This is a genomic window from Bacillus sp. FJAT-50079, from assembly GCF_018343515.1.
In the GTDB taxonomy this organism is placed as follows: Bacteria; Bacillota; Bacilli; order Bacillales; family Bacillaceae_C; genus Lederbergia.
Genome location: NZ_JAGYPD010000001.1, coordinates 742,899 through 767,826 on the forward strand (window position 1 = coordinate 742,899; position 24,928 = coordinate 767,826).

Here is a 24,928-nt window from a genome sequence, read left to right on the forward strand (position 1 = left end):
AAGAAAACTAAACAATTCTCTTTTTAAAGTATGGCCGTCTTCCCTTCAAAATAAGATTAAACCATGTAGAAGCGCTGAAAGCGAAGGTAAATCAACTTTTTCAGTGCCCTCATGGTACGAACTAGGAAGATCGTTAGTCAATAACAAAGAAAAACCTAAAGTAAAATGGACTGCTTTGAAACGCAGTCCATTTACTATTAAACGATAATTTGATTAAGCGTCCACTGCTTTTAAAAGCCATTCACCTTGTTTCATTTGGTCGGATTGCTCATTAGCAAGAACGTCAAGATAATCGGCGCTATTCGTTACGATGATCGGAGTGACCGTCGGATATCCAGCGCTTTTAATTTTTTCTATATTAAACGTAAGTAGTAAATCTCCCTTTTTTACATCTTGTCCTTGTTCTACATGTCCTTCAAAATATTTGCCCTCTAAATTGACTGTATCGAGACCGACATGAATTAATAATTCTAGCCCCTCTTCAGAACGTAACCCAATCGCATGCTTTGTTTTGAAGAATGTAACAACCGATCCGTCAAAAGGAGCAACGACGCTACCATCTGTCGGTTCAATCGCAATTCCTTTTCCCATAATTCCTTCTGCAAAAGTGGGATCACTTACTTTATGAAGTGGAATCATTTCCCCTTTCATTGGGCTATTTACTGTTATTTGTCTACGTTCGTCATTCACAGCAGCAACCTCATTTTTCTCTACCTTTTCTTTTTTGCTTTCTATATCTTTAAAACCTAGTATGAATGTAAGTATCATAGCAACAGCTATCGTTAGCAACAATCCAATAATGAGATAAATAAATTTAGGTCCGCTAAACACAGGAAGACTTGTTAAACCTGGTAATACAAACGCTGACGAAGTTACACCTAATCCTGTTACAAATGCACCACCAACTCCTGAGCCGATTAATGCAGCGATGAATGGCTTTTTCAACCGTAAATTTACCCCATACATAGCCGGTTCCGTAATTCCGAGGAACGCGGAAAGACTTGAGGATGCAGCAATTGTTTTTAAATCTTTATTTTTCGTTTTGATAAACACAGCGAGGGCTGCAGCAGCCTGCCCCATATTAGCCATAAGAAATACTGGAACTAAATAATCATATCCAAGAACGGCAATATTTTGAATAGCAATTGGCATTAATCCATAATGCATCCCGACAATAACGAGAAGTGGACGTGTAGCTCCGAGAATCCCTCCGGCAAGAATACCAACACTTTCAAACAGCCACGTCACACCATCTGCCAATCCTAAACCAAGATATGAACCAAGTGGACCAACCGCTATTAATTGAAATGGAATCATAATAAGTAAAATAATCGTAGGCGTAAAAATAATACGCACCGCACTTGGCATTCTTGCATCGATCCATCGATTAACATAGCTTAACAACCATACTGAAATAATGATTGGAATAACAGTGGAACTATAATTAATAAATGGCATAGGCAAACCAAATAGTGACAGCCCTTTCGCTCCACCTTCAGCAATCGCTCGAGCTCCATCAATCAACGTTGGATACATCATCCCCCCGGCTAATGCAAGCGCAATAAACTCGTTCGTTTTGAATTTCCTTGCCGCTGATACAGCTAGAAAGAAGGGTAGAAAGTAGAATACAGCATCAGAAACGATTTTTAAAATGGTTACAATATCACTATCCGCCGGTGCTAAATTTAAAGAAGTAACTAAGCCTAAAATCCCTTTAACCAATCCGGCACCAGCAATAGCCGGTACAATCGGTGTAAAAATCGAAGCGATATTTTCAAAGAAGCGCCCGATGAGATTTCCTTTTTTACCATCTTTCACAGAATCATCGCTTTCTTCCGTTTGGAAATTCCCTAACTTCTCCATTTCCTTATATACTTTTCCAACTTCATTACCAATTACTACTTGAAATTGTCCACTTTGCATTTGGACACGAATAACTCCGTCGAGTTGTTCTATCTTTTCCTTATTTGCCAGATCATCGTTTTTTAAGTTAAATCGCAATCTTGTATAACAATGGGTAACATTTCCCACATTTTCTTTGCCGCCAACGAATGCAAGAATGTCTTTGGCTAGTTGTTGTTGATTCATACAATATCCTCCTAATGATGAACAATATAAAAATGACCTAAACGGTATGGGAAATAAGCCTATGGACGATCCTCCATAAGTGTTTTCCCCTCCATTTAGGTCATGCCTGCCTAACAGTAACAATCCTTTGGTGGGCTGTTAATCTTTTGCTTTCGTTGTAAGTCTATGAATATGAAGTGTCAAATAAAGCACTTCCTCCTGATTGACGGTCCATCTCATCGTACCTTCCAATAGTTGGCTTATTTTAAGAGCACATGTGAAGGCTTGCGGGTATTTATTCTTCACTACGTCATAAAGTATATCGTCATTAACGTGATTGGTTTCACCTTCCATTTGCCGCAAAATAAAATAACGCAAATGGGTAATAAAGCGAGCATAATGTAATGATTCCTCATTTACTTCTATAAAGTAATGATAATTAATAATATCAACCACTTTGGCTACTAGGGAAGTCATTTCAATTGTTTGCTTCATATCCGTCCCACTGTATCTTGCATTTACAAAATGCATCGCAATCGGAACCACTTCGGAGGCCGGAAGCTGAACGGATGCTTCCTTCTCAATATATGTTAACGCCTCTTTGGCAAAGGCAACTTCCTCCGGATACAAATGCTTCATTTCCCATTTCAATGGATATTCAATCTCGATACCATCAGCCACACGAGCAAGGGCAAAATCGATGTGATCGGACAATGGTATAAGAAGGCTATCGGTAATATGCGGACCAAGCTGCTCTTTCCCTCTTTGAATCAATTGGCTTGTTAAGCGAATGACTTCCAAGGAAACTTCATTAAAGAAAGTAGATAACTTTTCTAAAGGATCAGTAGGATGAAGAATAAAGGTTTTTTCAATAAGCATCTCATCAAGGAAATCCCCTGGATATTTTTGAAATCCTATCGCTTTGCCCATCAAAATCTTTTCTTCCGTCCCATCAATAACTAAAGCGACATTATTATTAAACACTTTCTTTATTTGCATTCTCCATCCCCCTTATAATCATATGGAATGAGAAATAATCGGAATACAAAAAAGGAAAACGAAATACCTTTAACCAATCATAAGGAAATTATAGATCTTCTCCATTTGAAGCAATGACCTTTTGATACCATTTAAAGCTTTCTTTCTTTATTCTGCGCATGTCCTTTAGGTCAAAGTCTTCTCGATTGATGTAAACAAACCCGTAACGCTTCTCCATTCCATTACGTCCACTCACAATGTCCATAAATGACCATGCACAATAACCGAACACTGTCACTCCATCATTGATCGCCAGCTGTACTTGTTTAATATGTTCCCTTAAATAGGAAATTCGATATTCATCCCGGACGATTTCCCCGTCTTCCAGTTTATCGTAAGCACCAATTCCATTTTCCGTAATGATGATCGGTAGTTTATAGCGTTCATGAAGCTCGCGCAATGTCAATCGAAGTCCAACCGGATCGATTTCCCATCCCCAGTCTGTAGCATCAAGGTTTTCATTTTTTACGACTTGGAATACACCTGCTTCTGCTTCAGGAAGGAGCGACTTCTTTTGATAGCCAATTGGGAATTCTTCCGTCGCAGGGAATGCACGGACCGCTTCAGAGAAATAGTAATTTACTCCAATCATCGTTGGCGGATATTGCTTCATTAATTCCAGGTCCCCGTCTTCCATGACAGGTGTGAACTGTCTATCTGCAAGATATTCTCGGAACGAATGGCTATATTCCCCGTAGCAATGTAAATCCATTAAGTAATTATGTTTAATTAGCATGGCATCCTTACTTGCAAGAATATCATCTGGATGAGAGCTGGCAGGATGAACCATGGAATAGGATATAGCAGGACCGATCTTACCTTTCATGCCTAATTCATGGAACGTTTTAATCGTAAGTGCAGTTGCGACGCACATATGATGATTCGCCTGATAACCTAATCTGAGCTGTTCATAATGATCATCTCCAGTTAACCCAAGGCGCGATGGGATACGAACAACATGGTCTTGTTCATTAATCGTTAACCAATATTTTACGCGATCACCGTACGTTTTAAACAAAAACTCCGCGTAAGCTCGATAATCTTCGATACTTTTCCTCGACATCCATCCCCCATATTGCTCAACAAGGCTTTGTGGATAATCAAAGTGATAGATGGTCACTAATGGTTCAATATTATGTTTAACTAATTCATTAATCAATCGATTGTAAAAGACAACCCCTTTTTCATTGACCTCGCCATTCCCATTTGGAAAAATACGCGTCCATGCAATCGAGAAACGATAGACTTTCAAGCCTAACTCTGCCATGAGAGCAACGTCTTCCTCCATACGGTTATAATGATCTATTGCAACAGAGAAATCTGTAATAGCAGGGTTCTTCTGCATCACATCGATTACAGAAAGCCCTTTTCCATCTACTTTGGCTGCTCCTTCCACCTGAAAGGACGAAGTAGCCGCCCCCCATAGGAAATCTGGAGCAAACGAGGTGTATGCTTTATATTCCATCAATAAGTTCCTCCCTATTATGAATAAATATCATGATGATTTAGAAGCATGCAAGCAAAAAAGGACCTAGTAAAGATACAAATATGCAAATATCGCAAATTGCTATCTATTCTAGGTCATGCCTGATCGTATCAGTAACATTCCAAGTTATATCCGCTTCCAAAAAGTACAAGAAAATCATGATTCACCACAAACTCGGTGCTTGTTTTTACTTTAACCGAGAAAATACAAAAAGACCATTTAGTTTTTTTATCTATTGAACAGAAAAAAACTAAACAGTCTTTATTAGTCAAATATTTGTTTGAAATCGGCGTAGTCTTTAACTTTTCCTAGTCGATGGTTTTGGACAGGATCCATTAAAAAGCGGATACATTGATAAAAGGAACATGCGAAAGCATCATCATTTGCATGATAAATAGAGATAATTATCATGTTTATCGCTTTGTTTCTATAATAAATACTCTTTGATAATTTACCAACGATGATCTTGGATTGACCTGGGCGCCTCGTCATAAAAGAAACATAGGCAATTTTCGTATCATTTGGTATGAATTGATTATCCATATTAACACCGTCATCCACTGACACTTGCTCTCCTGCTTGTTCGAGAAGATAACGAACACACTGATCAAGCTCCTTACAGCTTTCAGGGGTTTGAAAGAAATGCTCCTTTCCAATAGCCATGTTTTCAACATCTCTTAACCCCTTCATTTTTAACTGTTCCAAGTATTTATTTAATAGAGAGGATAAAAAATCTTGCTCCGCTTTACTAAACAATGAGTGGATGAAAATAACATCTCGGTTGTACATCGAATGAATATTATCGGTCGTTAAAATCACATCGACATCCTGTAAAAATAGGTCATTATTTTCCTCAAATAAATATCTTGGTATCGTTTTTACGATCTGTACAGATGAACCCATCAGGCGTTGAACCTCAGAGGCAATCCAATTTACTAATGCCGTATGTTCATCGGAAATAAACAATAGTTTTAATACCGGTTCGTCCGTTTCAATAAAATTACCTAAGAAAAGCGTAATATACGCTAGCTCCGCATCCGAATACATCATGCCGAGTTCTTTCAAATGTGGTTGGCAAAAGGCAACAATGCTAGCTGTCATTGGAAATAATCGGTTTATTTGTCGTTTATAAAAGTTCGTATAATCATGACCATTTTTAACCCGTTGGTTTAACTGATTAATGTAAAATGTAAAATCCGCTGCAAATTGAGGATCGTTTTTTAAATCTATTTGGAGAAAATCCTTCACGACATGGGTAAAAATCGAAACGACATGCCGATCTTCTACATTCCATTCCTCATTCGTATAAAGATGGTTCTGTTCCATGATGATTTGCTGAATATAAACAATATCAGAGTAAGTAAAAGCGACTCCCGTTTCTTTTTTTAAACGTTCCTCTATTTCCTTCGTCATTGGCAATAGTGTTTCGTCGACTTTCGTATGTGTTAGATGGCATCCTAGCTCATTACGAAGCGCGCATATTAAAAGACTTGCGCCTACTAGTCCAAACGCTTTACCAGATATGATAAACTGATGCTTCACCATGATTTCCCTTAAAACCTTATTCATTCGTTCATACTGATCGGATATATCGAAATCCTTTGCAGGAAATAAATATTGTAAAACCGATTCTAAATTTAAGCCTTGGACGATCATTTTAGCTAGAAAATAGCGAAAATCTTCTTCGTTTCCTTTAAGCTTCAATCCCTTCGTATTAGAAACGATAAAACTAATACCAGATATTCTGCCAATGATCCTTTTAATTTCCGTTATATCTAAATTAATCGTCGACTTGGACACATAAAGCCTTTCGGCGAGCTCTTCCATACTTATGTAATCAGCTTCAAAAGAAAGCATACCAATAATTGTGTAAATCCTATCCCATACAATATGATTGGCAATATTGTTCTTATCTACATAGATAGGATTGATTAATAAGCTTCGAACAGCATCCTTCTTTTTATCTTCTAAATAGCATTGACCCTTTTTGGAAACGATTACTTGAGCGTCCCTTTCAGAAAGAATCAAATTAATGTTTTCTAACTCCGTCCGAATGGTATGAATAGAAACATGAATAATGTCAGCGAGTATATCAAGTTTAATGGGCATGTCCGTATAAAGAATATAAGATAAGATGATTTTTTGACGTTTACTGAACACCCTATTCCACTTCTTTCTATCCTGCTTTTTTATAACCTTATCCTTTATTATACTTTAACTTTTATCACATTTCCTCTGTTGTTGGAACTCATCTATATCAAACGTTTATAAGCGACCCTGTACTTTCAAGGTTCTTGATCAAAGTTGTTTTTTCTTAGAAGCTACCTCTAAATGTCCTTTACAAAGGGGATACTTTAGAAAAAATTTGAGCAAAGCGAGCGGTTTTCTTTATATATTTACAACCTCTTATTAATAAATACTTTCCCTAAACTATCAATATAGTTATTGGGGGATAGTTAAGGATTTGCAGTTACTTATGGTACGGTTCACCGTGATATAGCTAAATGAGGTTTATTCCTATATACAAATTATGAATATATTGTAATTACTAATATAGCAGGAGTTAAACTCTGTCTATGTGTTTATAACTTGCTTTAAGAAAAAGTTACTTAGACCGTCTCAACAGCTCAATAGGAAATATTTATTATTTTTTCAGGAGCAGTTTTAAAGATTGCTTAATATTATTCTTATCCTTTATCTCTTTTTAAGTTAGATTATTAGAAATACGATTGGCTAAGAGAATATATTCCAATCTTATCTTATCGATATATTTTATGTATTGCTCCGATTTTTCCATCTCAAATGCACTCATCAAATTTCTGTTACTCCTAAAGTAAATATCCTCTAAAGGATGTTTTAACTTAGGATTATTATCATTAATAATTTGAACAATAATATCAAAAGTCTTAGGAAAATAGTACTTATAAATAAATAAACATATGTACTCATCAAATTTAATGTAAGAACCTACATTTTCACCCAAACTATAATAGGTTTTTATCTTTTCTCTTGATAGTAACAATAGATTGATGTTTTTTTTGACTTCTCTAGGAGTAATATGTCTTTTTTTATTAATTTCGGTAATCATTACCGTTAAGATTTCTGCTTCTTGCTCAGTAAATATCTTGTTATTATCTACATTATTGTTTAATAGATTATCAATATAACTACCATAATTTTCTGTATTTTTCAGATGATAAGGAATAGTAATATACTTTTCTAAATAGTCCATTCCAAATTTTAACTTCATGTCGTTTGTAATAACTTCTTGTTCAAAAAAATGTTTGTTGTTATTTGCAAGTGCGTAGCAAACTGCCTCTTTATTGATACTAAGTATAAAAACTAGTGATTCATTAGGTAAAAATAAGTGTAGTGCATCAAAAAACTCAACAATCGTTTTCTCTGAGCAACGGTCCAATTCATCTACCATTACTACAATCTTATCTCGCCTTCCTTTTATCCATGATTTGATAAGTATACTCAGGTTATCTTTTACCTTCTCCCTTGTACCCAATAAATCTTTATAATTAGGATATTTAACTTCATTTAATATTCTATCCGAAATTGGTTTAGATAAAAATTTTAGACGTTTTAAGATTGGGATTAGTATATTTGTAGCAATTCCTATAGTTGAGAATATTCCAATTAAATTTGATGATATTGGGTTATTCATTATCACATCTATCAATGATTTATCTTTAGTATAGAACCATAACCAAAATATAAAAATTACTAATAATATCAAATTATAACTGAAAATCGATTCCCGTAAAACTCTAAATATTAGGTTGAAATTATATTTTAGCTTGGCTTTCCATTTGTTTTTACTTTCATATACTGAAAACAATTCACTTAGCATTGAATACCAAATTTTATCTTGATCATTATATTCTGATGCATTAAATTTTACGATATGGGCTTTATTATATTTCTCTTCATCATCTACTTCATTATTTATACTTTCTAAATTCTCGCCAATATATTTTAGAAATGTCGATTTTCCTTCTCCCCAATTTCCAAATATCCCTATAGTTAGTGGGCTGATTGTTCTCTTATTTAGAATAAGCTTACTAATATCTTTTGCTTCTGGTAACCTAGATAAGAAATCACTTGAACTATCACTATCAGTTATAATGTATCCTTCATGAAATAGATCATCTTTTATCTCTCTTTGTCTTTTTACGAACTCATCTCTATAATCAATTTCAATTAGTTCTTTTTTTAATTCATCTTTTTTATCTGCTAAATAACTGATTGCATCTTGCGGAGCATCATAATGATGATTGTCCTCTTGGAGATTCTCCGGGTTTTGAGCATCCATTGCTGCTATTTCAATTTCCAGTTGTTTCTCTACTTTATTGAATTCTTCTAAAATAGCTTTCCTATTTCTTCTTGTTTCCAATACATGACCTCCTCAATAAAAATAGTGATAAGAATAAGGGAGATTAATCTCTCCCTTTTAGTTTTTATACTGTCTTATTGTAATCTATTTTTAATTCTATTTCTTCTTTACCATTTTCACCCAATACCCAACTAGTTATCTTTCAACCTACATTATTCATTTTATAGGCTACTAGTATTCAAATTTATTATCAAGTTGATGCTAAAAACTTTCTCCATTTTTTTCTAAGGAACTAGAAGTTCTAATATAAATATCCGAACCATTTGATAACTCCAAAGATTTCACATCAAATTGGTGTCCTTCATAAAATTCATAGGAACCAAAATTTAGTCTAGATAAAATGTCAAATTGTTCATTCTCTGTTAAAGCATTAAAGTCACTAGTTAATGTACCTTCTAAGTAATACGTGTATTCACGCCTGTCTGAAATTGCAGGAGGATTTTCAAACACCTCAACATCTTTTACATTAAAATTTCCTCCATTCAAATACTCTATTAATCCAATATCATTAAAATGTTCGTACATAGAATCTAAATATCTCTGTTCTAGCTCTGCAAAATATTCACTTGTGTCCTTATCATCTTCTGTTTCTTGATTGTTGAATTCTTGTTCATCTACATTACTATCATTAAACGGTAATTCCTCACTAGTGCTCAATTGATAATTTGATTCATCTACTATAGGCATTTCAGCTACTTCAATATCTCTTAATACTCCCCAATGTTCATCAATATACCAAACATTATCTCCATCTAGTTTATATAGTTCTAAATCAATGTTTCCTACGTCGTTAATACCACTTACATTACCAGTAACCCAAACTACCCTCATTTTCCCTACCGGTTTATCATAGTCAGCTATATTATCAATCATTCTATCAAAAGATATTCCAACTTCAGTTATTTTCCAATTATTAGGATCTATTTGTCTTTTTTCCATTTCCTGTCTAACTAAAATCTCCGCTATTTCTATAGGATCATATATATCACTGATGGGTTGACTACTGTCTATGGTTGCGCTTTCTGCGATTTCACCTCCTATTACTTCATAATTTTCAGAATCCGTTCGACCCACATTACTACAAGCAGTAAGTACAAATATAATTAATAAACCAAATAAAGATTTTTTCATATTATCCTCCAATATTTTAAGTTATTAGCAAAATTTTTGCTGTAATATTAGTTATACTTTTTTAAAATTTTCATAATCCAACTATAGGAATAATCATATTTTCTTGCTAACTCTTTCGCATTTTTTCCGTTATATTCATGGACTATTTGTTGATGCAAATACTCTTCAGATAAAACTTTTTTTGGAAATGTTACATATTGACCAGCAAAGTAGCTATGTATGAGGATCGTATTTTTATGACCGATTAACTCTACTAACTCTTTATATACACCGTTAAAACACGAGCTATCTAATGCTCTTATATCCACTGTATATCTTCCTTTCAAATTGATCTGCATTTACTATTACATTTATACAATGGTTAAGCATTTCTATTATCCAATGTCTTTTCACAAATAAAAGTCTATTTTTCATGGAAAAAATTTCAATAAATCCATGAAATTCTATAGGATTTTATTTGTTAGCCACCTTTCAGTTTTTCGTGGCAGAGTCCCTTCTAAAAAGTAGATAATTGAAATATGATGATCTTGCATAAGCCCAATTCGAAAGTATTTTTTTCCAGCTACATTTTCTACCTCGACATATTCCACATCGCCAATATAATCTACTAACATCTGCATATCTTCTTCTTTATCAAAATGATAAATACAGCTATGATTTAATAAACTAAATTCTTTAAGCGACTCACCTTCATTTTCTGCTTCGTACCACATTAAAAACTGATTCTCTATTTCCTCAACATAAAATGAAGGAAGATGTTTTCTCGTTTTTAGTACATGAACATCTTTCATTCTTTGGATACGTTTCATTCAATTTCCCCCTTGATTAATGTATGTCCTACTACTGCTTGTTTGTATAGTTGTAGAATCTAGCATACTTATTGATGTTTCATATCCTACTATTTTATTTATAGTAGTTATGTAAGTGGCTTTTGGTAATCCCTATATAAGATATCTGATTAATTATGAACGTACTTTAAATAGTTCACTGGGTTAAATAACAAATAAGATTTAACACTATAAACAGACTAGGAAACGCCTTGTAGCGATATTGCTGTGAATTAAAGGATATTTTACAAACCTTTATTTAACGGTCTTTGTGCCTTTCCTCGGCTTCAAATACCCATAGACTGAATGCTTGAATTTCCAAGCTTGATTATTCTTCCAAGCAAAGTAATTGCAAATTGAAAAACAGTCATTGACACCATTAGGCATCAATGACTGTTGTACTTTTTCCGTTTACATAAGCACTACAATAGTTTCGCATTGTCATTCCATATATAATTTACTTAAATCCAACAAACCTTACAGGGCTATTATAAAAAGGCTAATGATGTTTGACATAACACGCCATTAGCCTTCTAAACACTAATCTTTTTCATTTGTAATCAAACCACCTTATTTCTCACTATTTTTATTTAATAATGAAAAAGTTTTTCTTAAAATACAATCATACTCCTATAGAACCGTTCCTTTTTCAAGCTTGCTAATACTATCATTAGTAATAACATATGTTTTCTATTGCTAATAATTCCTATCGTGCCAACATTTCCATTATATAATCATATTTCTTACAATAGCTTCTTATCCCTTGAATCAACCATAGTACAAAGAACAGCCATATACCTTATAATAACCTTAGAAACTTACTCTTCGTATTTCGCCGCATTCCACAACTAAGCATATAGTCAAAGCTAATCCAATACCTAATATAAAATATCCCATTATTTTAACCGTCCTTCTTTAATTGTTGGCTTACCTTTGCTCTCTAATATAATAATAAACTGACACGCCAAACATTATTCCAGCTTTCAACAACTCTACCGGTTTCATCAATTCACCTCCTTTAAATATTTATATACACAGTAAAAGAGGAAGAGAGCTCATCTAGCAACGATGAACCCTCTTCCTCTTTAGTAGTGAAGTGAGTAACCACTTCCTTATTCAATTGTATTTGGATGGTGTCAATTTTACGACTTTCTGAGATTGTTATCTTATTAATTAATAAATGAACTAATCTTTTTCTTTGTTCACTAGTTAACGCTTTTTTAAATGCTTCAGTAAATCTCTGCATTACCTTTTGTACTATCTTATAACTTATTGTAGCTACTTCACCTTGATTCAATTGCTGTTCGACAGGAGCGATCCTTTGGTCTAACAATTCCTTTTCATTATTTAGACTGGTTATTCTATTTATAAATTCTGCCTTAGCTATAATCCCATCTTCATACAGACCAAATATCTTCTCTTTCTTTGCTTCTATTGAATTTAATGATTTCTTCAATGATTCAAATTCCCGCTGAAGAGGGTTTAAATCTTCCTTATTCTTTTTATTAATATTTTCAACAATTTGTTTAATCAATATATCATTACTTGCTATCTTTGATAACTTATCTAATACATACTTATCTGCGTAATCCGTCCGAACTGCATTTGATCTACAAACCGCCGTACCTTTATTTTTCCAATTACCACAAGCATAATATTCAAGTACCCGTTTTGTTCCGTCTTTATTACGGTTTGTTGTTCTGCTTAGTACCATCCCAGCTCCACACACAGGGCACCTCATAATTCCTGTCAATGGCCATTCCCCACTATGAACCCGATTTGGTTTTCCCCTTCTATTCTTCATGATAGCCTCTGTTTTTTCCCATACTTCCTTTGTAATGATAGGTTTGTGTCTCCCTTTTTCAATGACTGGGTTAGGATTAATATTATTTCTCCTTTTTTCGTTCCAATCCCTTCTAACGTTATATCTGATAATTCCAACATATAAAGGGTTAGTAAGAATTGTTCTAATACCATTTATAGAAAATGCTTTATTTTTCTTTGTTCGATAACCTTTTTTATTAACTTTCTGCGCTATTGCTTTATATCCATTTCCTTCTATATAGAGGTTAAATACTTTTCGAACAACAATTGCTTCTTTATCATTAATTACTAATTTGGATATCTTCTTTTTATTATCATTACCTGGCACACTTATAACATCATAACCTAATACTTGACCGCCATTCCATGATCCTTCCTTCGCACGTGCTATCATACCCATTTTTACGTTTTCAGCAATATTAGCTCTTTCAAACTCAGCAATAGCAGCCATCATTTGAAACTGAAGAACACCTGCTGGAGTTTCTGTTTCATATTTTTCGGTATATGAGCGGAATCCAATATTCTTGCTTTTCAATCTATCAACAATACTTAATAAATCCAGTGTTTTTCTAGAGAGCCTATTCATTTTCCAAACTAATACTAGGTCAAATAACTTTTGTTCTGCATCAATTAATAACTGTTGCATTGCAGGCCTTCCTTTAATATTCTTTGCACTTTTCCCTCGATCCACATACTCCTTATAGATAACATTTCCTTCATGTTCGCAAGTTCGTCTCAAAATTCTTACTTGTTCATCAATACTGTAACCTTCCTCAGCCTGTTCAACAGTCGATACACGAGCATAGATTGCTATACGTTTTTGCGGATTAGATTGAGCTAATGATCCAAATTGATTTACAGCAATATCATTCAAAAACACCACCTTCTTTTATTATCAGAAATCTCCCCTGGAGAACTATACCTCTCAACTTGTTGTAGTGGATTAATCACTATGGTTTGAATTTTCATCTGATACACTTCCTTTCTCCTCACTTTTGATGTTGTTATCTGATAAATAATTCGTTACCATTTCAGATAAAACATCTATTAAAATATTAAGTTGATAATCACTTGATGTTTCACTTTCCACAACAGTTACCCCCTGTTAGATCAATTAAATAATATATATTTTAATTTGATAATGAAGTGCTGGAAACAATTAGTAGATTGTGCAATTAAGTTAGCACTAAATATTGTAACCCCTGTTCCCTAGCCAATATAGCGACAGTAGCGTAGTAGCGTCAATATTTGTCACTACTGACGTCACTGTTGCTACTTTCTCTTAGTCACAGGTCAGCAAACTCATCATATTCTGGTGATAGTTCTATATCGTCTGGATTGGTTGGTGAGATATTTAGCTCATTTTTCTCAAGAGGAATAATTTTGCTACTACTCTTGGTAATTGTTACCTTCTTCGCATCTCCTGCATGACGAATGTCAAATGTAATACCAACTTCTTTTAAATTCGATTTAACTTCCTTCAAACGTCGACTAAGAATTTGTGCTCCTTTTGGCCATGACTTAACATTGGTATCTATTCTTTCACGACCTGCCTCGAAGTCCAGTTGAGTTAGCAAATTAGCAACTGTTCCAGTCCAAATATTACGATTTTGCATTAACGAAACGATAGCAGCAGCAACAGGATGAGAAGAAATAGCTTCTTCATTTGAACGATCCTGATTTTTCCTATAAGCTTCTAGAAACTGATCTCCTCCATACCCCATTGCTTCTGCAATCGCAAATCCCCATCGAGTGAAATCCGCCATTCTAGATAATTTATCAAGTTTTACTTCGGGATAAATTGCCATTGCCTTGGATAAAGTTTTAAAAACTCCACCAATTATAAATGGTTTATCTTTTTCAAATTCCTCTTCAACTACTTTTACTTCTTTACGATTTTCCTCAGAAATTCTTTCCAACTCAATAGGAATTGAGCGATCCATTAAGTCGGGACTAGTAACAACCATATTAATTCCATTAAGTGCAGGGCATCGTTTTAACTCAAGTAATGTTTCATCATCATCAGTAAATAAAGTACGCTTACTAAATCCACCACCTGTGGAAGCGATACATAATAAGTCACTTTTGGCTGCCGAAAGACTATCAAGGTTATCAAAACATGGCATATAGTTGTTACTTAATGAAATTGCTAGATCTTGAATACTATTTGGCATGGTCAATAAATCACGTGCCGCTGGATCAACAACCTGACGCATGAATCTCATAGAAGTTGACTTTGCTGCACCCTTTTCACCGCTAAATACAAGTACAGCATGGGGTATATTAGGTATGAAACAAGTTATAATATAGACTAAAAAGAGAATTTGGTCATATTTATTTTTGATACGAACGTGCTTCAACAATAATCCTATATCCCCATCAAGAGCAGGCATTACCTGTTTCTGCATATTTTTATTTCTCGTAAAAAGAATAGGAGGTTGGTCAAGAACCTCAAAGCCATTGGGGGTAACCTCTATTACTCTCCATTCACTATCAGCCAAATCGTAGTAGTACTTTCCAGCCTTTTCCGCAACCCTAAGTTCCAAGCGGTGCCTTTCTCCTTCAAAAAGTGCTTTCATTTCCATAACACTTAATGCCTGGTTCATAGCATCACTATTAACTGCTTGCCCTATTTCATCATAATACTTTTTAGTCAACCACATTTTAAAGGTTCTACTTTTAACTTTGTGTATTTCCGTGTGGTTATCAATGGGTATTACTGCATAAGCATCTTCTAATTCATTCTGAAAAAATACTGCAGTACTTCCTAAACGGATCAAAGTATCGGCTTGGGTTGGCTTGCCCTTTTCAGCAACTTTTTTTTGTGAAGAATAACTAGGTTCATATTTTTCACGCAACGTTTGCCAACTTTCGTGTGAGCAGCCATTGTGATGGCACCCTGCACTAATTGCACCATTGGGAAATTGAATAATAAAAGCACTTCTATCTGTGTGTTCCTTATTCCAAGGACACGTTTCTAATACAAACTTCGTAGCATTCTTCTCCCACCTCCCTTTGAAGGCAACGTTTAAATTATATTTATCCAGCCATGATTCAAGGTTAAAATTATTGCTAGAATCTTCAATCTGACTACTAGATACCTCTGAAAAATCCACATTTTTTATAAGTTGTTGCAGTTGTGTATTTAGAACCTTAGTTAACTCTTTTGGTACTTCGATGATCTGAGAACGTCGATGTGGACGTTCTCCTGTATCATCACCTTTGCAGGACATTGTTCCATAAAGTTTAAATATTCGTGCTGCATTATAAGTTGTTGTATCAACTTCAACCATTTGATTACTGAATAGGAGATCTAATGACTTCAACCCTTTCTTAATAAGCTCCCGACTAATGTCATCATTTGGTAAGTCAATCGCATATAATAGATGAAATCCGTTTCCGCTGTCTGCCAAAATTGGTTCCGGCCAACCTTGGTCGTTTAGGTATTGCTTGATCTCTTTTGCTAGGTTCAATGCAGCATTTTTTTCCCCTTCCGTTGATGATGTACTTGACTTACGAATTGGATCCAAATCGATTGGTAACCATTTTCTTGAAGTAATATCCGTATCCGATGTTGTTTGCTTAGCAAAGCTTTGCACACGGTTATTATTTCTTGTCAGCAATCCATTTTTTACAGGATTTAGAGTAATATAGACACCTGGAATTTTTCCATCATATACTAATGCTTCTTTTGCTAGGGATTCATGATTATTAAAATAACCACTTACAGTACCCTCAGAAGTTTTTAATATACGAAGTTCAGTGACTTCTTGTTTAACCTTTAACACTTTTAGTGCATTTACAATGCTTACTAAATGTTCAATTTCATTCGATTCACTCAATCTGTATACCCCCTAAATTTCCGACAAATTCTATTAGAAGTATTACCTTCTATTAATTAACAAATTATTCATTCCATAGATGGCTTCATCTTGATATATATTACTTCTCCATTTTTCGTTTCTTGTACTTCAAACACTGGAAATGTTAACGATGTACGATTCGAAAAGTCTAATTTATAGCGATCGATTAACTCTCTCACGATTTCAGCATTGTAGATATTACCATTTTTTTTAATAGCATATTTAGTGTTCACTTCTCCTAGGTAATTGGCGACAGCTATTAAATTATCACTATAAGAGATCTGAACAAAATTAAGATCTGATAAATGATTAAGAATCGACATACTTAACGAAAGACGTTTTCCATTGTCTGAATAAACTATTGTTAATCCTCCTTTTCTACCTGCACGAGATTTCGCTTCACAAGTAGATGCTTCGAATTCAGTGAGATCTAGGGACACCCTTTCTAGTTGATTCATATTGTCTCCTCCTTTGTAAATTGAGTAGGGGTTAACCTCTCTGCTAAAATACTACCAAAAGAATAAAAGTCCGCTCTATTAGAGATTTCTAAACATTTTTCACAAAAAAAATTCGGAAGTGAAAATTACAACAAAAAAACATCTTGCTTTTTTTGGCAAGATGTTTATTAATCATAATTCTTATCAATATCAGCAAGCATTTGGTTTGATTTGTAAAAATAATAACTTTTGGGATCATTTTGTTTTAATTCTTGAATATATAGATCAAGCTCAGTTTGCATTTTAGTAATTCTGTTTTTCATAACCTTCCCATAAAACGCTACTTTATGTTCATCTGGGAGTGGAATAAATGTATTTAAAATTGACTGTAGTTGACTTTGAATTTCTACTGCATATCTGCTCATATCAGGCAATAAAGTTAAACGGTAGAATAAGCTCTCAATGTTTATTGCAATTATCTTCCATTCCTTTCCATTACCTTCCTGATTCCACAATCCTTCAAATTGATACAATATCCTTGTAGAGTCTTCCATCCAATTAATTTCCTCTTGATAAACATCTTTTATATTTTTTTGAGTTCGAAGCTTTTTTAATAAAGACTGATCAAATAGGGAAGTTAATACAGCTAAAAATATTGCGTCAATTAAGTTATAGTTATACCCTTCAAATACACTGCTTTTGTATTTTGCCCTACTAATATTCATTTCTTTATTATAAAAGTAATTACCCGCATCTTTTGGCGTTTGTTGTTCAAGTACACTTTTAACACGATCCTCATTAAGGAAGTCAATTACACAATCTAGCCTTTTTTCTAATGTAGTTTGATCCAATTCATCTTCTATGTCTCCATATTTTTTTACCAATGCAATTATTCCATTCTTACCAAGCATTTTTCCCTCCATTTTTTGGGCGCTCCCTTTTTGTCAGTCTTGTATTTTTCTAAAGTAGCGTCAGTAGCATGCTTAGTGAAAGCCTTGTCGATACTGACAGTAGTTTCCCTATTTTTTACAGTACCTTGTCGAATTGAACCTACCGATTGATGATAGTCTCTAAATCTTTAGGTGAAGAATACTGTATATAAATATAATACCAAAGCTAGATGACTTTTATACCTTCTCTATTTCTTGCAACTTTGGCTGCCAAGATTCCAAAAAGATAAACAAATAATCAATATCAGATTCATTTTATCTTTTTAATGTAATTACATTCAAGAGCTCCCACAGAAGAATATTCAATTCCCTATTAATAGCTCCCGTCATATAACGACGAAGCTTACGTTGTTCAAGCATTTTTACTTTTACCTCTTTTTAACAATTCCTCATACACCCTTACACCATCTTTTAAACAAACTAAAAAGAGTGGGTTATTGGTCTTTGCTTCTAAAGCAATTCCAATAACCCACTCTGACTCTTCATTATATATATATGAGCAAAATGAAACTGGATTCGGTAATATTTGCAACATATCCTCTGAAATAAGTTCTTCGTCTAGTTCCTCATGATATAGCAGTACCGTTTCCTCGCCTATCTCATTTAATTCAACTGCTACACCGAATTTCTCTTCCATAAAATCTATTAATTGCTCTAAACCAAACATGACGTAACTCCTTATAATAATATTATTGGTTTACATTATGGCTATCGTCATAGGGTACTAATTTCCACCGCTGTTTAATAGCAGGATAGAGCGGATGGAAACCTTTCCTACCAAAATTTGCTTCTATTTGAAGAATGTTGGCTCTCTTGTCTAGTAATATGGCTAAAATCATATTTAACCGTTCAACAGCTTTTTTATTTGTCTCTACTCCTTTTCCAACTGCAATAATGACATCATCTACTTTGGTGATTGCCCCCTGAATAACCTTTAAATTTTCAGCAGCAGCTTCCATCGATTCATCTTTTTCAATCGATGGAAATAAATTTGCAATGTAAGCTGTACCGTATTCCAATTTAGAAAGATTATTAATGACATACATCGTTGTTTGGTCTTGCACAATTTCATCTGATTGACCCGCATTTTTCATGATGACAAGTGCTTTTCTATTATTCTTGTCCCACTCTTTCCTAATAAGATACTTGTTTCTCGCTTTATCATCATAAGTGACTTCTGTTTTTATCATGCCTTTTGTGACTTTCATTGATTTTTACTCCTCTCATATGTACCCTTTTTCCTTTAATGAAGTGAAGGAGTCATCTCCAACAATGATATGGTCTATTACTTCTATGCCAATAATTTTCCCCACTTCAACAAGTCTCTTGGTTACATCTATATCCTCCCTACTTGGTTCAGGTAGCCCTGATGGATGATTATGTCCAACAATTATTGAGGCAGCATTAGAAAGAATTGCGGACTTCATGACCTCCCTAGGATGAACTAAACTGGCATTTAGACTGCCGATGTGACAAACATTAATTGCTACAGGCTGATTCTTTGTATCAAGTGAAGCAACAATGAAATACTCCCGGTCTTTATCAACAAGAAACAACTTCATTAGTTGATAACCATCTTCAGGTGATCTGACTGATCGCTCTTTGTAAAGAATACTTGATTCCTTTACTAATTTAAGCGATACAATGTTTACTCGTTTTGATGATTGCATTTAAACTCCCCTTTACAATAATAAAAGCCTAAGTATCGTCGATGATACTCAGGCTTCAAATATTAGATTCATAGGAATAATATATATTTAAAATGCGTTTCTACTGTTTTTATACTTGACTGGTTCATCCGTATTAGAGATGGATTATAAATATATATTATATTACCGAATAAAGGAGGTTGATAAATTTATATATCCACGTACTTAAAAGTACTATGACAAATTCCTAGGGTCATAGTACTTTTTCCCTTTATTTTATACTAAGGCTCTTCCATCAGTACCCTTTTTAATTTGCAAGCTTGGATCATCGGTTAATTCATCATGCTCAATTTCTATAATTGCAACATATCCTTCATCTATTGGATAATTTGCTTTCGACCAAACATCAAAATAAGGAGCCAATTCTCTAAAGTTACCAACCCTATCGGTTAAGTATTCGTACATTTCTCGCGATGGTAAAATCAGTACACCTCCTAATAATTTACCATTTAAGATACCCGTAATAATTTTATTTACAGCCCGGTGAGAAGAGGAGATATTTCCTGTTTCCCATTCAACAGCAAAGTATTTATTCCCAACTGGATAAACCGCATCAATTGGACCTGGTCTTGTTGTTGTAACGCCGACATCTAATTTGTGTTCTAGCATCCAACCATGTTCTTTTTGTCTATCCATGTATGAATCCTTAATTGGCTTCACACCATTTGCCTTTTTCCCATTATAAAGTGTAAATGTCCCAGTTCCTCTTGGGTTGTCCATTAACTTTATTGATTCAAGTACATGCTCAATGATCTTTTCAGTTCTATGACTGTGTTGACCTTTATCCAATAAAATCTCGACACTTTTTATTTTCATATACGTAGCCCCTTAAATTTTTTGTGATCCTGATGTAAATAATAACCATCGGGATTGCTTATCTAATTCTAGTATGGATAGTAAAAATAGTCAACTACTTTTTGTAATCCTGTTGGAATTATTTAGGCTGTTCTGGTAGATTCCTTAACAAAACCCCAAAAAAATGCTAATATTAATATTGCTTTACTGCCCTTGGAGGTGCAATTATGTTCGAAAATAAATTATTTTCAGTTTTAAATATTAAAGATAATGATGCTTTAAAAAACTTTGCAAAAAAAGTAAAAATCCCCGTGGGTAAATTAAAATATTATAATAATGAAGCAATATTTCCATATTATGAAGACTTAAACAAAATTCTTTCTGAACTTAATATCAGTGAATTAGAGTTTAAGCTTAGTCTCGGAGTACTAGATTCGACGATATTAGATCTAATTAGTAATAAAGCTAAAGAAATAACAGATATTATAAAAAGTGATTCTCAAAATGGTGAATCAACGGCAGGAAAGTTCAAACCTGTTTTTACAACAGAATTAGGTGAGCTATACAACGAGGATAGTCTTTCTTTAATTAAATCACTACCTAAAGAATCCGTTGATCTTATTTTTGCTGACCCTCCGTTCAATTTAAATAAGACGTACGAATCAAACATAAACGATAAACTCACCAAGGAAGAATACCTTAAATGGACAGAAGAATGGATCTTGGGATGTATAAAATTACTCAAAGAAGGCGGATCATTCTTTATTTGGAATCTTCCATTATGGAACACCTATAGTGCAGAAATATTAAATAAGCATCTTAATTTAAGACATTGGATTGCGGTTGATATAAAGTACAGCCTACCAATTGCAAATAAACTTTACCCATCGCATTACTCTCTTCTTTACTATATTAAGGGAGAAAAACCTAATACGTTTAACCAAGAACGTCTTCCCCTAGAGATATGCAAAAGGTGCGGCGGAGACATAAAAGATTATGGTGGGTATAAGGACAAATTAAATGAAAAGGGACTTACTCTTCCTGATGTGTGGAAAGACATTTCACCAGTTAGACATAGAAAGTATAAAACTAGAGGAAGTAATCAGCTACCTGTAAATTTATTAGAGAGAATAATTAGTATGGCCTCTAATGAAGGTGACGTAGTATTTGATCCTTTTGGTGGCAGTGGAACAACTTATATTGTTAGTGAAATATTGAAAAGACAATGGATCGGTAGTGAAATTGGCCCATGTGATTTAATAATAAAGCGTTTTGATGACATCGATTTTCACAGACAACAGATTAAAGACATCCAAAGTAAGAAAAACGTCTTATTTACAGAGGATATGAAAAAAATAAGAATTAAAAATGGGCATTGGTTACCCGAAACTTTAAAAACTAAAGAATCAAGCACTAAGATCGATAACAAAGAGTTTGATTCAGAAGTAAATTTATTTACCATATCTTAAAATTTAATATAAATAAAAACCCGAATTGGTTTATTCTTACCAAATCGGGTTTTTTGTTTTATAGTGCCTCAAAAAAAATTTTCAATTCCTCTAATGTGCCTAGATCACCATCATCTTTTATTGTTAATCTTCCCTTTTCATCGGCTTTATTTGAAAGCCATTGTTGAAAATCCTCATTTGCAAACAATAAGCTGACATAGTCAGTTCCATAACTACTATGGGAAAATTCAACAACGATTCCATTATCATATTTAATTCTTAAAATGAATCTTTGATCTTTTTTCCCATCACCTTTTAGGTATTGATGAATATTTGATACTACTCCACATTCATGTTTTAAAGGATTATAAAGATCATTTAACCAGTAGGTAAATCCTTTTTCAGCTATGGTATCGCCACTTAATTTCTCATCAAAGTTAGAAATCCTGTTTCTAATAACTGGTCTATCTTCTCTAAACTTTATTTCAATTAGACTGTCAATGCTTCCGACATGACTTTCTTTTTGCTCCTCAGGGTTCCTATGGCTTTCTTTTTCTAATATCTTTTCCTTAAGTTCTCTTGGAATAGTGTAAGTTTTAAATATTCCAGATATGGTATTTTCATAGTTTTTAGACTCATTTGCTACCTCAATTGCATAAAATTCAACCAATTCTTCCAGATTAACGTCATTAAGTAGATCATCCAGCCCCATTTTTTCTTTATTAATTTTTTCAGGTCCTATTTTCGTAAAAATAAGGTGAGAAACAAAATGATCGCCATGTGTTAAGACTGCTTCTGGCTCATTTTTTAGTTTTTCTTTAACAATCTCTATCGCCTGCTTAATTTCCCTATAAATAGTAACTGTGTTCCATACATAAAAACTTGATAAGCCAGTATTAAAGAGTCTTCTGTATCTACTATGTTCAATGTTTTCCCAAACTTTACCTGGTTCTCTGTGAATTAAGGTAGCTGCATCTACATCGTGATAAGCATAGGATAATGCTTCAGTACTCTCAATTAATCCAAAAATATTTTCTTCAGCTTTTTCTTCAGTTGAACGCTTATAATTGTAGGTGATACTATAAAATGATAGTTCTTGTGCTATACGTTTTTGATTTTCATCTAAAGTTACAAAATCTCTATTTTCAATTTTATTTTGTCTATTGTTAGCTTTAGTTAGTTGTTGAGCAAATTTTTCTGACGAATCCGCTTCTTCCTTACCAACAGAAATTATCCTTACTAAAACCTCAATATCTTCTAATCTTACATTACTTTCTTCGCTATCTTCTTGATCACTTGATTGTTGCCTTTGTAGGTATCTTCCAATTGTACCGACTGTTTGAGCTCCATTTATAATGTAGACATTTTTACATTCAAAAATTCCAAAATCTCTGCGATCTCCTCCAGCTGTGGCCTTTTCCACACTATCACATATCATAGTTATTCCATTATTAAAATACCAAAAATTTGACGGTTCAGTATCAATTGTTTTTGAAATTTCTTTATGAACGTCACCTTCATGTAACAAATGGCGAATATTTTTTGCAAAAAGTCTATCTCCATACGTGTTCCACCAATTTGCAAGCTGGTCACCTGTGATTCTTCCGTAGAATGACTTTATCGGTTTATCTTTCATCGCCCATTCATTTAGAATAATCCCATCAATATTGATTGGGTCGTATGCAGATTCTCCAAGCACAACTCTATGTAATTTTTTCAAATCAACATTAATCCACTGTGCTGTATCATCTTCATTAGCCATATTTTGATCATCAATTAATCTATTTAGTGTTCTTGTTGCATAATCAGATAAGCCGACTCCAGTATGAGTCAAAATAATTCTTATTTTAATACCGGGTTTACTAATTAACCTTTTCAATTCTTGCTCTTGTTTTTTTATCTTTTCATTAAAGTGGTCAAATCTAAATTCAATAATATCTCGAATTCCATCAGTAAACTTTTTCACTTCACCGTCTTCTGGGGTTTTATTTCCTTTATAGTTCCACTTTGATTGAACAAAATATAATTCGTTGTTATCCCCATCAAAATATATGGCATCTATACCATTATCATGGTATCCATCTGTAATTGCCTTCACAGCAATTTCAGGTGATATGCCCACTAGACTTTGTAGAGAAAATGCAGCTAATGACCGAGTTAAAAAATAATTACTTGGATCATGGTCGGGTCGAATGTCGGTTAAATCTATAAGTCCAGTATAAAATTGTAATAGATTATCATGAACATGTCTAATTTGAATTGGGTACATGCCAAACTCCTCCATATATTTCTCCCTTAATTTTACCATAAATCGACAATGCTTGTTGGATTCAGTTGAAGATAGTTACTATATAGATTACTTAATTAGTGCGTGTTTTCACAAAAAAAAAACAGTTCAAACAACTAGTTTAAACTGTCACTATTAACAAAAAACCTCATTTACTTATGATACGGTTCCCCCCGATTAATCCTAAACCCCCGATACACCTGCTCCACCAATATCAACCTCATTAATTGATGCGGAAATGTCATCCTTGAAAACGATAGGCTCTCGTCCGCTCGCTTCATTACTTCGTCGCTCAATCCTAACGATCCGCCAATGACAAACACGATTTTGCTTTTCCCATATGTAGCTAGGCGATCCATCCGCTCGGCTAGTTCCTCAGATGACATCATTTTCCCCTCAATCGCTAGGGCGATGACGTGAGCATCAGCTGGGATTTTCGCAAGGATGCGATCGCCTTCCTTTCCTTTTACTTGAATCATTTCGTTTTCGCTCAACATTTCTGGAGCTTTTTCATCGGGAAGTTCGATGATGTCGATTTTGGCGTAAGCGGAAAGGCGTTTGACGTATTCGGCGATTCCTTGCTTTAAGTATTTTTCTTTTAGTTTTCCAACGGTTATGATTGAAATATTCACAACTTTCCCCCTCCAATGTTACACCCATGTTA

At 34.0% G+C, this 24,928-nt stretch carries 20 protein-coding genes; 1 reads left to right on the forward strand and 19 read right to left on the reverse strand.

All coding sequences use genetic code 11. The features are described from left to right. Nucleotides 1-213 precede the first annotated feature (213 nt). The 17 genes from KHA95_RS03430 to KHA95_RS03510 form a co-directional block, all read right to left on the reverse strand. On the reverse strand, nucleotides 214-2,088 hold the full coding sequence (locus tag KHA95_RS03430; RefSeq protein ID WP_213136041.1) for a beta-glucoside-specific PTS transporter subunit IIABC: 1,875 nt from the start codon (nucleotides 2,086-2,088) through the stop codon (nucleotides 214-216). 138 nt (nucleotides 2,089-2,226) lie between these two features. Further along, on the reverse strand, nucleotides 2,227-3,066 hold the full coding sequence (locus tag KHA95_RS03435; RefSeq protein ID WP_213136042.1) for a PRD domain-containing protein: 840 nt from the start codon (nucleotides 3,064-3,066) through the stop codon (nucleotides 2,227-2,229). Nucleotides 3,067-3,154: 88 nt separating this feature from the next. Continuing rightward, nucleotides 3,155-4,570 (reverse strand): glycoside hydrolase family 1 protein, encoded by a 1,416-nt coding sequence (locus KHA95_RS03440; protein ID WP_213136043.1) that lies wholly within the window; start codon nucleotides 4,568-4,570, stop codon nucleotides 3,155-3,157. A 285-nt stretch (nucleotides 4,571-4,855) separates the two neighbouring features. After that, nucleotides 4,856-6,751 (reverse strand): BglG family transcription antiterminator, encoded by a 1,896-nt coding sequence (locus KHA95_RS03445; protein ID WP_213136044.1) that lies wholly within the window; start codon nucleotides 6,749-6,751, stop codon nucleotides 4,856-4,858. A 544-nt stretch (nucleotides 6,752-7,295) separates the two neighbouring features. Beyond that, nucleotides 7,296-8,993, reverse strand: coding sequence for a KAP family P-loop NTPase fold protein (locus tag KHA95_RS03450; protein ID WP_213136045.1), 1,698 nt, complete (start codon nucleotides 8,991-8,993; stop codon nucleotides 7,296-7,298). A gap of 201 nt (nucleotides 8,994-9,194) precedes the next feature. Then, nucleotides 9,195-10,124 (reverse strand): membrane lipoprotein lipid attachment site-containing protein, encoded by a 930-nt coding sequence (locus KHA95_RS03455; RefSeq protein ID WP_213136046.1) that lies wholly within the window; start codon nucleotides 10,122-10,124, stop codon nucleotides 9,195-9,197. A gap of 47 nt (nucleotides 10,125-10,171) precedes the next feature. Further along, nucleotides 10,172-10,432 carry a Mor transcription activator family protein gene (locus KHA95_RS03460; RefSeq protein WP_213136047.1) on the reverse strand — a complete coding sequence of 87 codons (261 nt, stop codon included), beginning with the start codon at nucleotides 10,430-10,432 and terminating at the stop codon, nucleotides 10,172-10,174. Nucleotides 10,433-10,567: 135 nt separating this feature from the next. Next, nucleotides 10,568-10,933, reverse strand: a complete 366-nt coding sequence (locus KHA95_RS03465) for a hypothetical protein (RefSeq protein ID WP_213136048.1) — start codon at nucleotides 10,931-10,933, stop codon at nucleotides 10,568-10,570. 1,036 nt (nucleotides 10,934-11,969) lie between these two features. After that, nucleotides 11,970-13,649, reverse strand: coding sequence for a recombinase family protein (locus KHA95_RS03470; RefSeq protein WP_249316489.1), 1,680 nt, complete (start codon nucleotides 13,647-13,649; stop codon nucleotides 11,970-11,972). A gap of 69 nt (nucleotides 13,650-13,718) precedes the next feature. Beyond that, nucleotides 13,719-13,865 carry a hypothetical protein gene (locus KHA95_RS03475; RefSeq protein WP_213136050.1) on the reverse strand — a complete coding sequence of 49 codons (147 nt, stop codon included), beginning with the start codon at nucleotides 13,863-13,865 and terminating at the stop codon, nucleotides 13,719-13,721. A gap of 196 nt (nucleotides 13,866-14,061) precedes the next feature. Beyond that, on the reverse strand, nucleotides 14,062-16,617 hold the full coding sequence (locus KHA95_RS03480; protein ID WP_213136051.1) for a hypothetical protein: 2,556 nt from the start codon (nucleotides 16,615-16,617) through the stop codon (nucleotides 14,062-14,064). Between the two features lie 68 nt (nucleotides 16,618-16,685). Continuing rightward, a complete protein-coding gene (locus tag KHA95_RS03485) occupies nucleotides 16,686-17,096 on the reverse strand; it encodes a hypothetical protein (RefSeq protein WP_213136052.1) in 411 nt (136 codons plus the stop codon). A gap of 167 nt (nucleotides 17,097-17,263) precedes the next feature. Next, nucleotides 17,264-17,998, reverse strand: coding sequence for a hypothetical protein (locus KHA95_RS03490; RefSeq protein ID WP_213136053.1), 735 nt, complete (start codon nucleotides 17,996-17,998; stop codon nucleotides 17,264-17,266). Nucleotides 17,999-18,377: 379 nt separating this feature from the next. After that, nucleotides 18,378-18,692: a hypothetical protein gene (locus KHA95_RS03495; RefSeq protein WP_213136054.1), complete on the reverse strand. Its 315-nt coding sequence runs from the start codon at nucleotides 18,690-18,692 to the stop codon at nucleotides 18,378-18,380. A gap of 22 nt (nucleotides 18,693-18,714) precedes the next feature. Continuing rightward, nucleotides 18,715-19,233, reverse strand: coding sequence for a DUF1643 domain-containing protein (locus KHA95_RS03500; RefSeq protein ID WP_213136055.1), 519 nt, complete (start codon nucleotides 19,231-19,233; stop codon nucleotides 18,715-18,717). A gap of 15 nt (nucleotides 19,234-19,248) precedes the next feature. After that, entirely contained in the window at nucleotides 19,249-19,695 is a 447-nt protein-coding gene (radC, locus tag KHA95_RS03505; RefSeq protein ID WP_213136056.1) for a RadC family protein, read from the reverse strand. A 255-nt stretch (nucleotides 19,696-19,950) separates the two neighbouring features. Then, a complete protein-coding gene (locus tag KHA95_RS03510) occupies nucleotides 19,951-20,550 on the reverse strand; it encodes a PDDEXK family nuclease (protein WP_213136057.1) in 600 nt (199 codons plus the stop codon). A 206-nt stretch (nucleotides 20,551-20,756) separates the two neighbouring features. On the opposite strand from KHA95_RS03510, the gene KHA95_RS03515 reads away from it, so the two are divergent. After that, complete coding sequence (locus tag KHA95_RS03515) at nucleotides 20,757-21,998, forward strand: DNA-methyltransferase (protein WP_213136058.1); 1,242 nt, start codon at nucleotides 20,757-20,759, stop codon at nucleotides 21,996-21,998. 58 nt (nucleotides 21,999-22,056) lie between these two features. On the opposite strand, the gene KHA95_RS03520 is transcribed toward KHA95_RS03515, so the two are convergent. Both KHA95_RS03520 and rlmH read right to left on the reverse strand, forming a co-directional pair. Further along, nucleotides 22,057-24,261, reverse strand: coding sequence for an AIPR family protein (locus KHA95_RS03520; protein ID WP_213136059.1), 2,205 nt, complete (start codon nucleotides 24,259-24,261; stop codon nucleotides 22,057-22,059). A gap of 155 nt (nucleotides 24,262-24,416) precedes the next feature. Beyond that, the gene (gene rlmH, locus KHA95_RS03525; protein WP_213136060.1) at nucleotides 24,417-24,896 is read right to left on the reverse strand and encodes a 23S rRNA (pseudouridine(1915)-N(3))-methyltransferase RlmH; all 480 of its coding nucleotides are present in this window, start codon (nucleotides 24,894-24,896) and stop codon (nucleotides 24,417-24,419) included. Nucleotides 24,897-24,928: the final 32 nt, after the last annotated feature.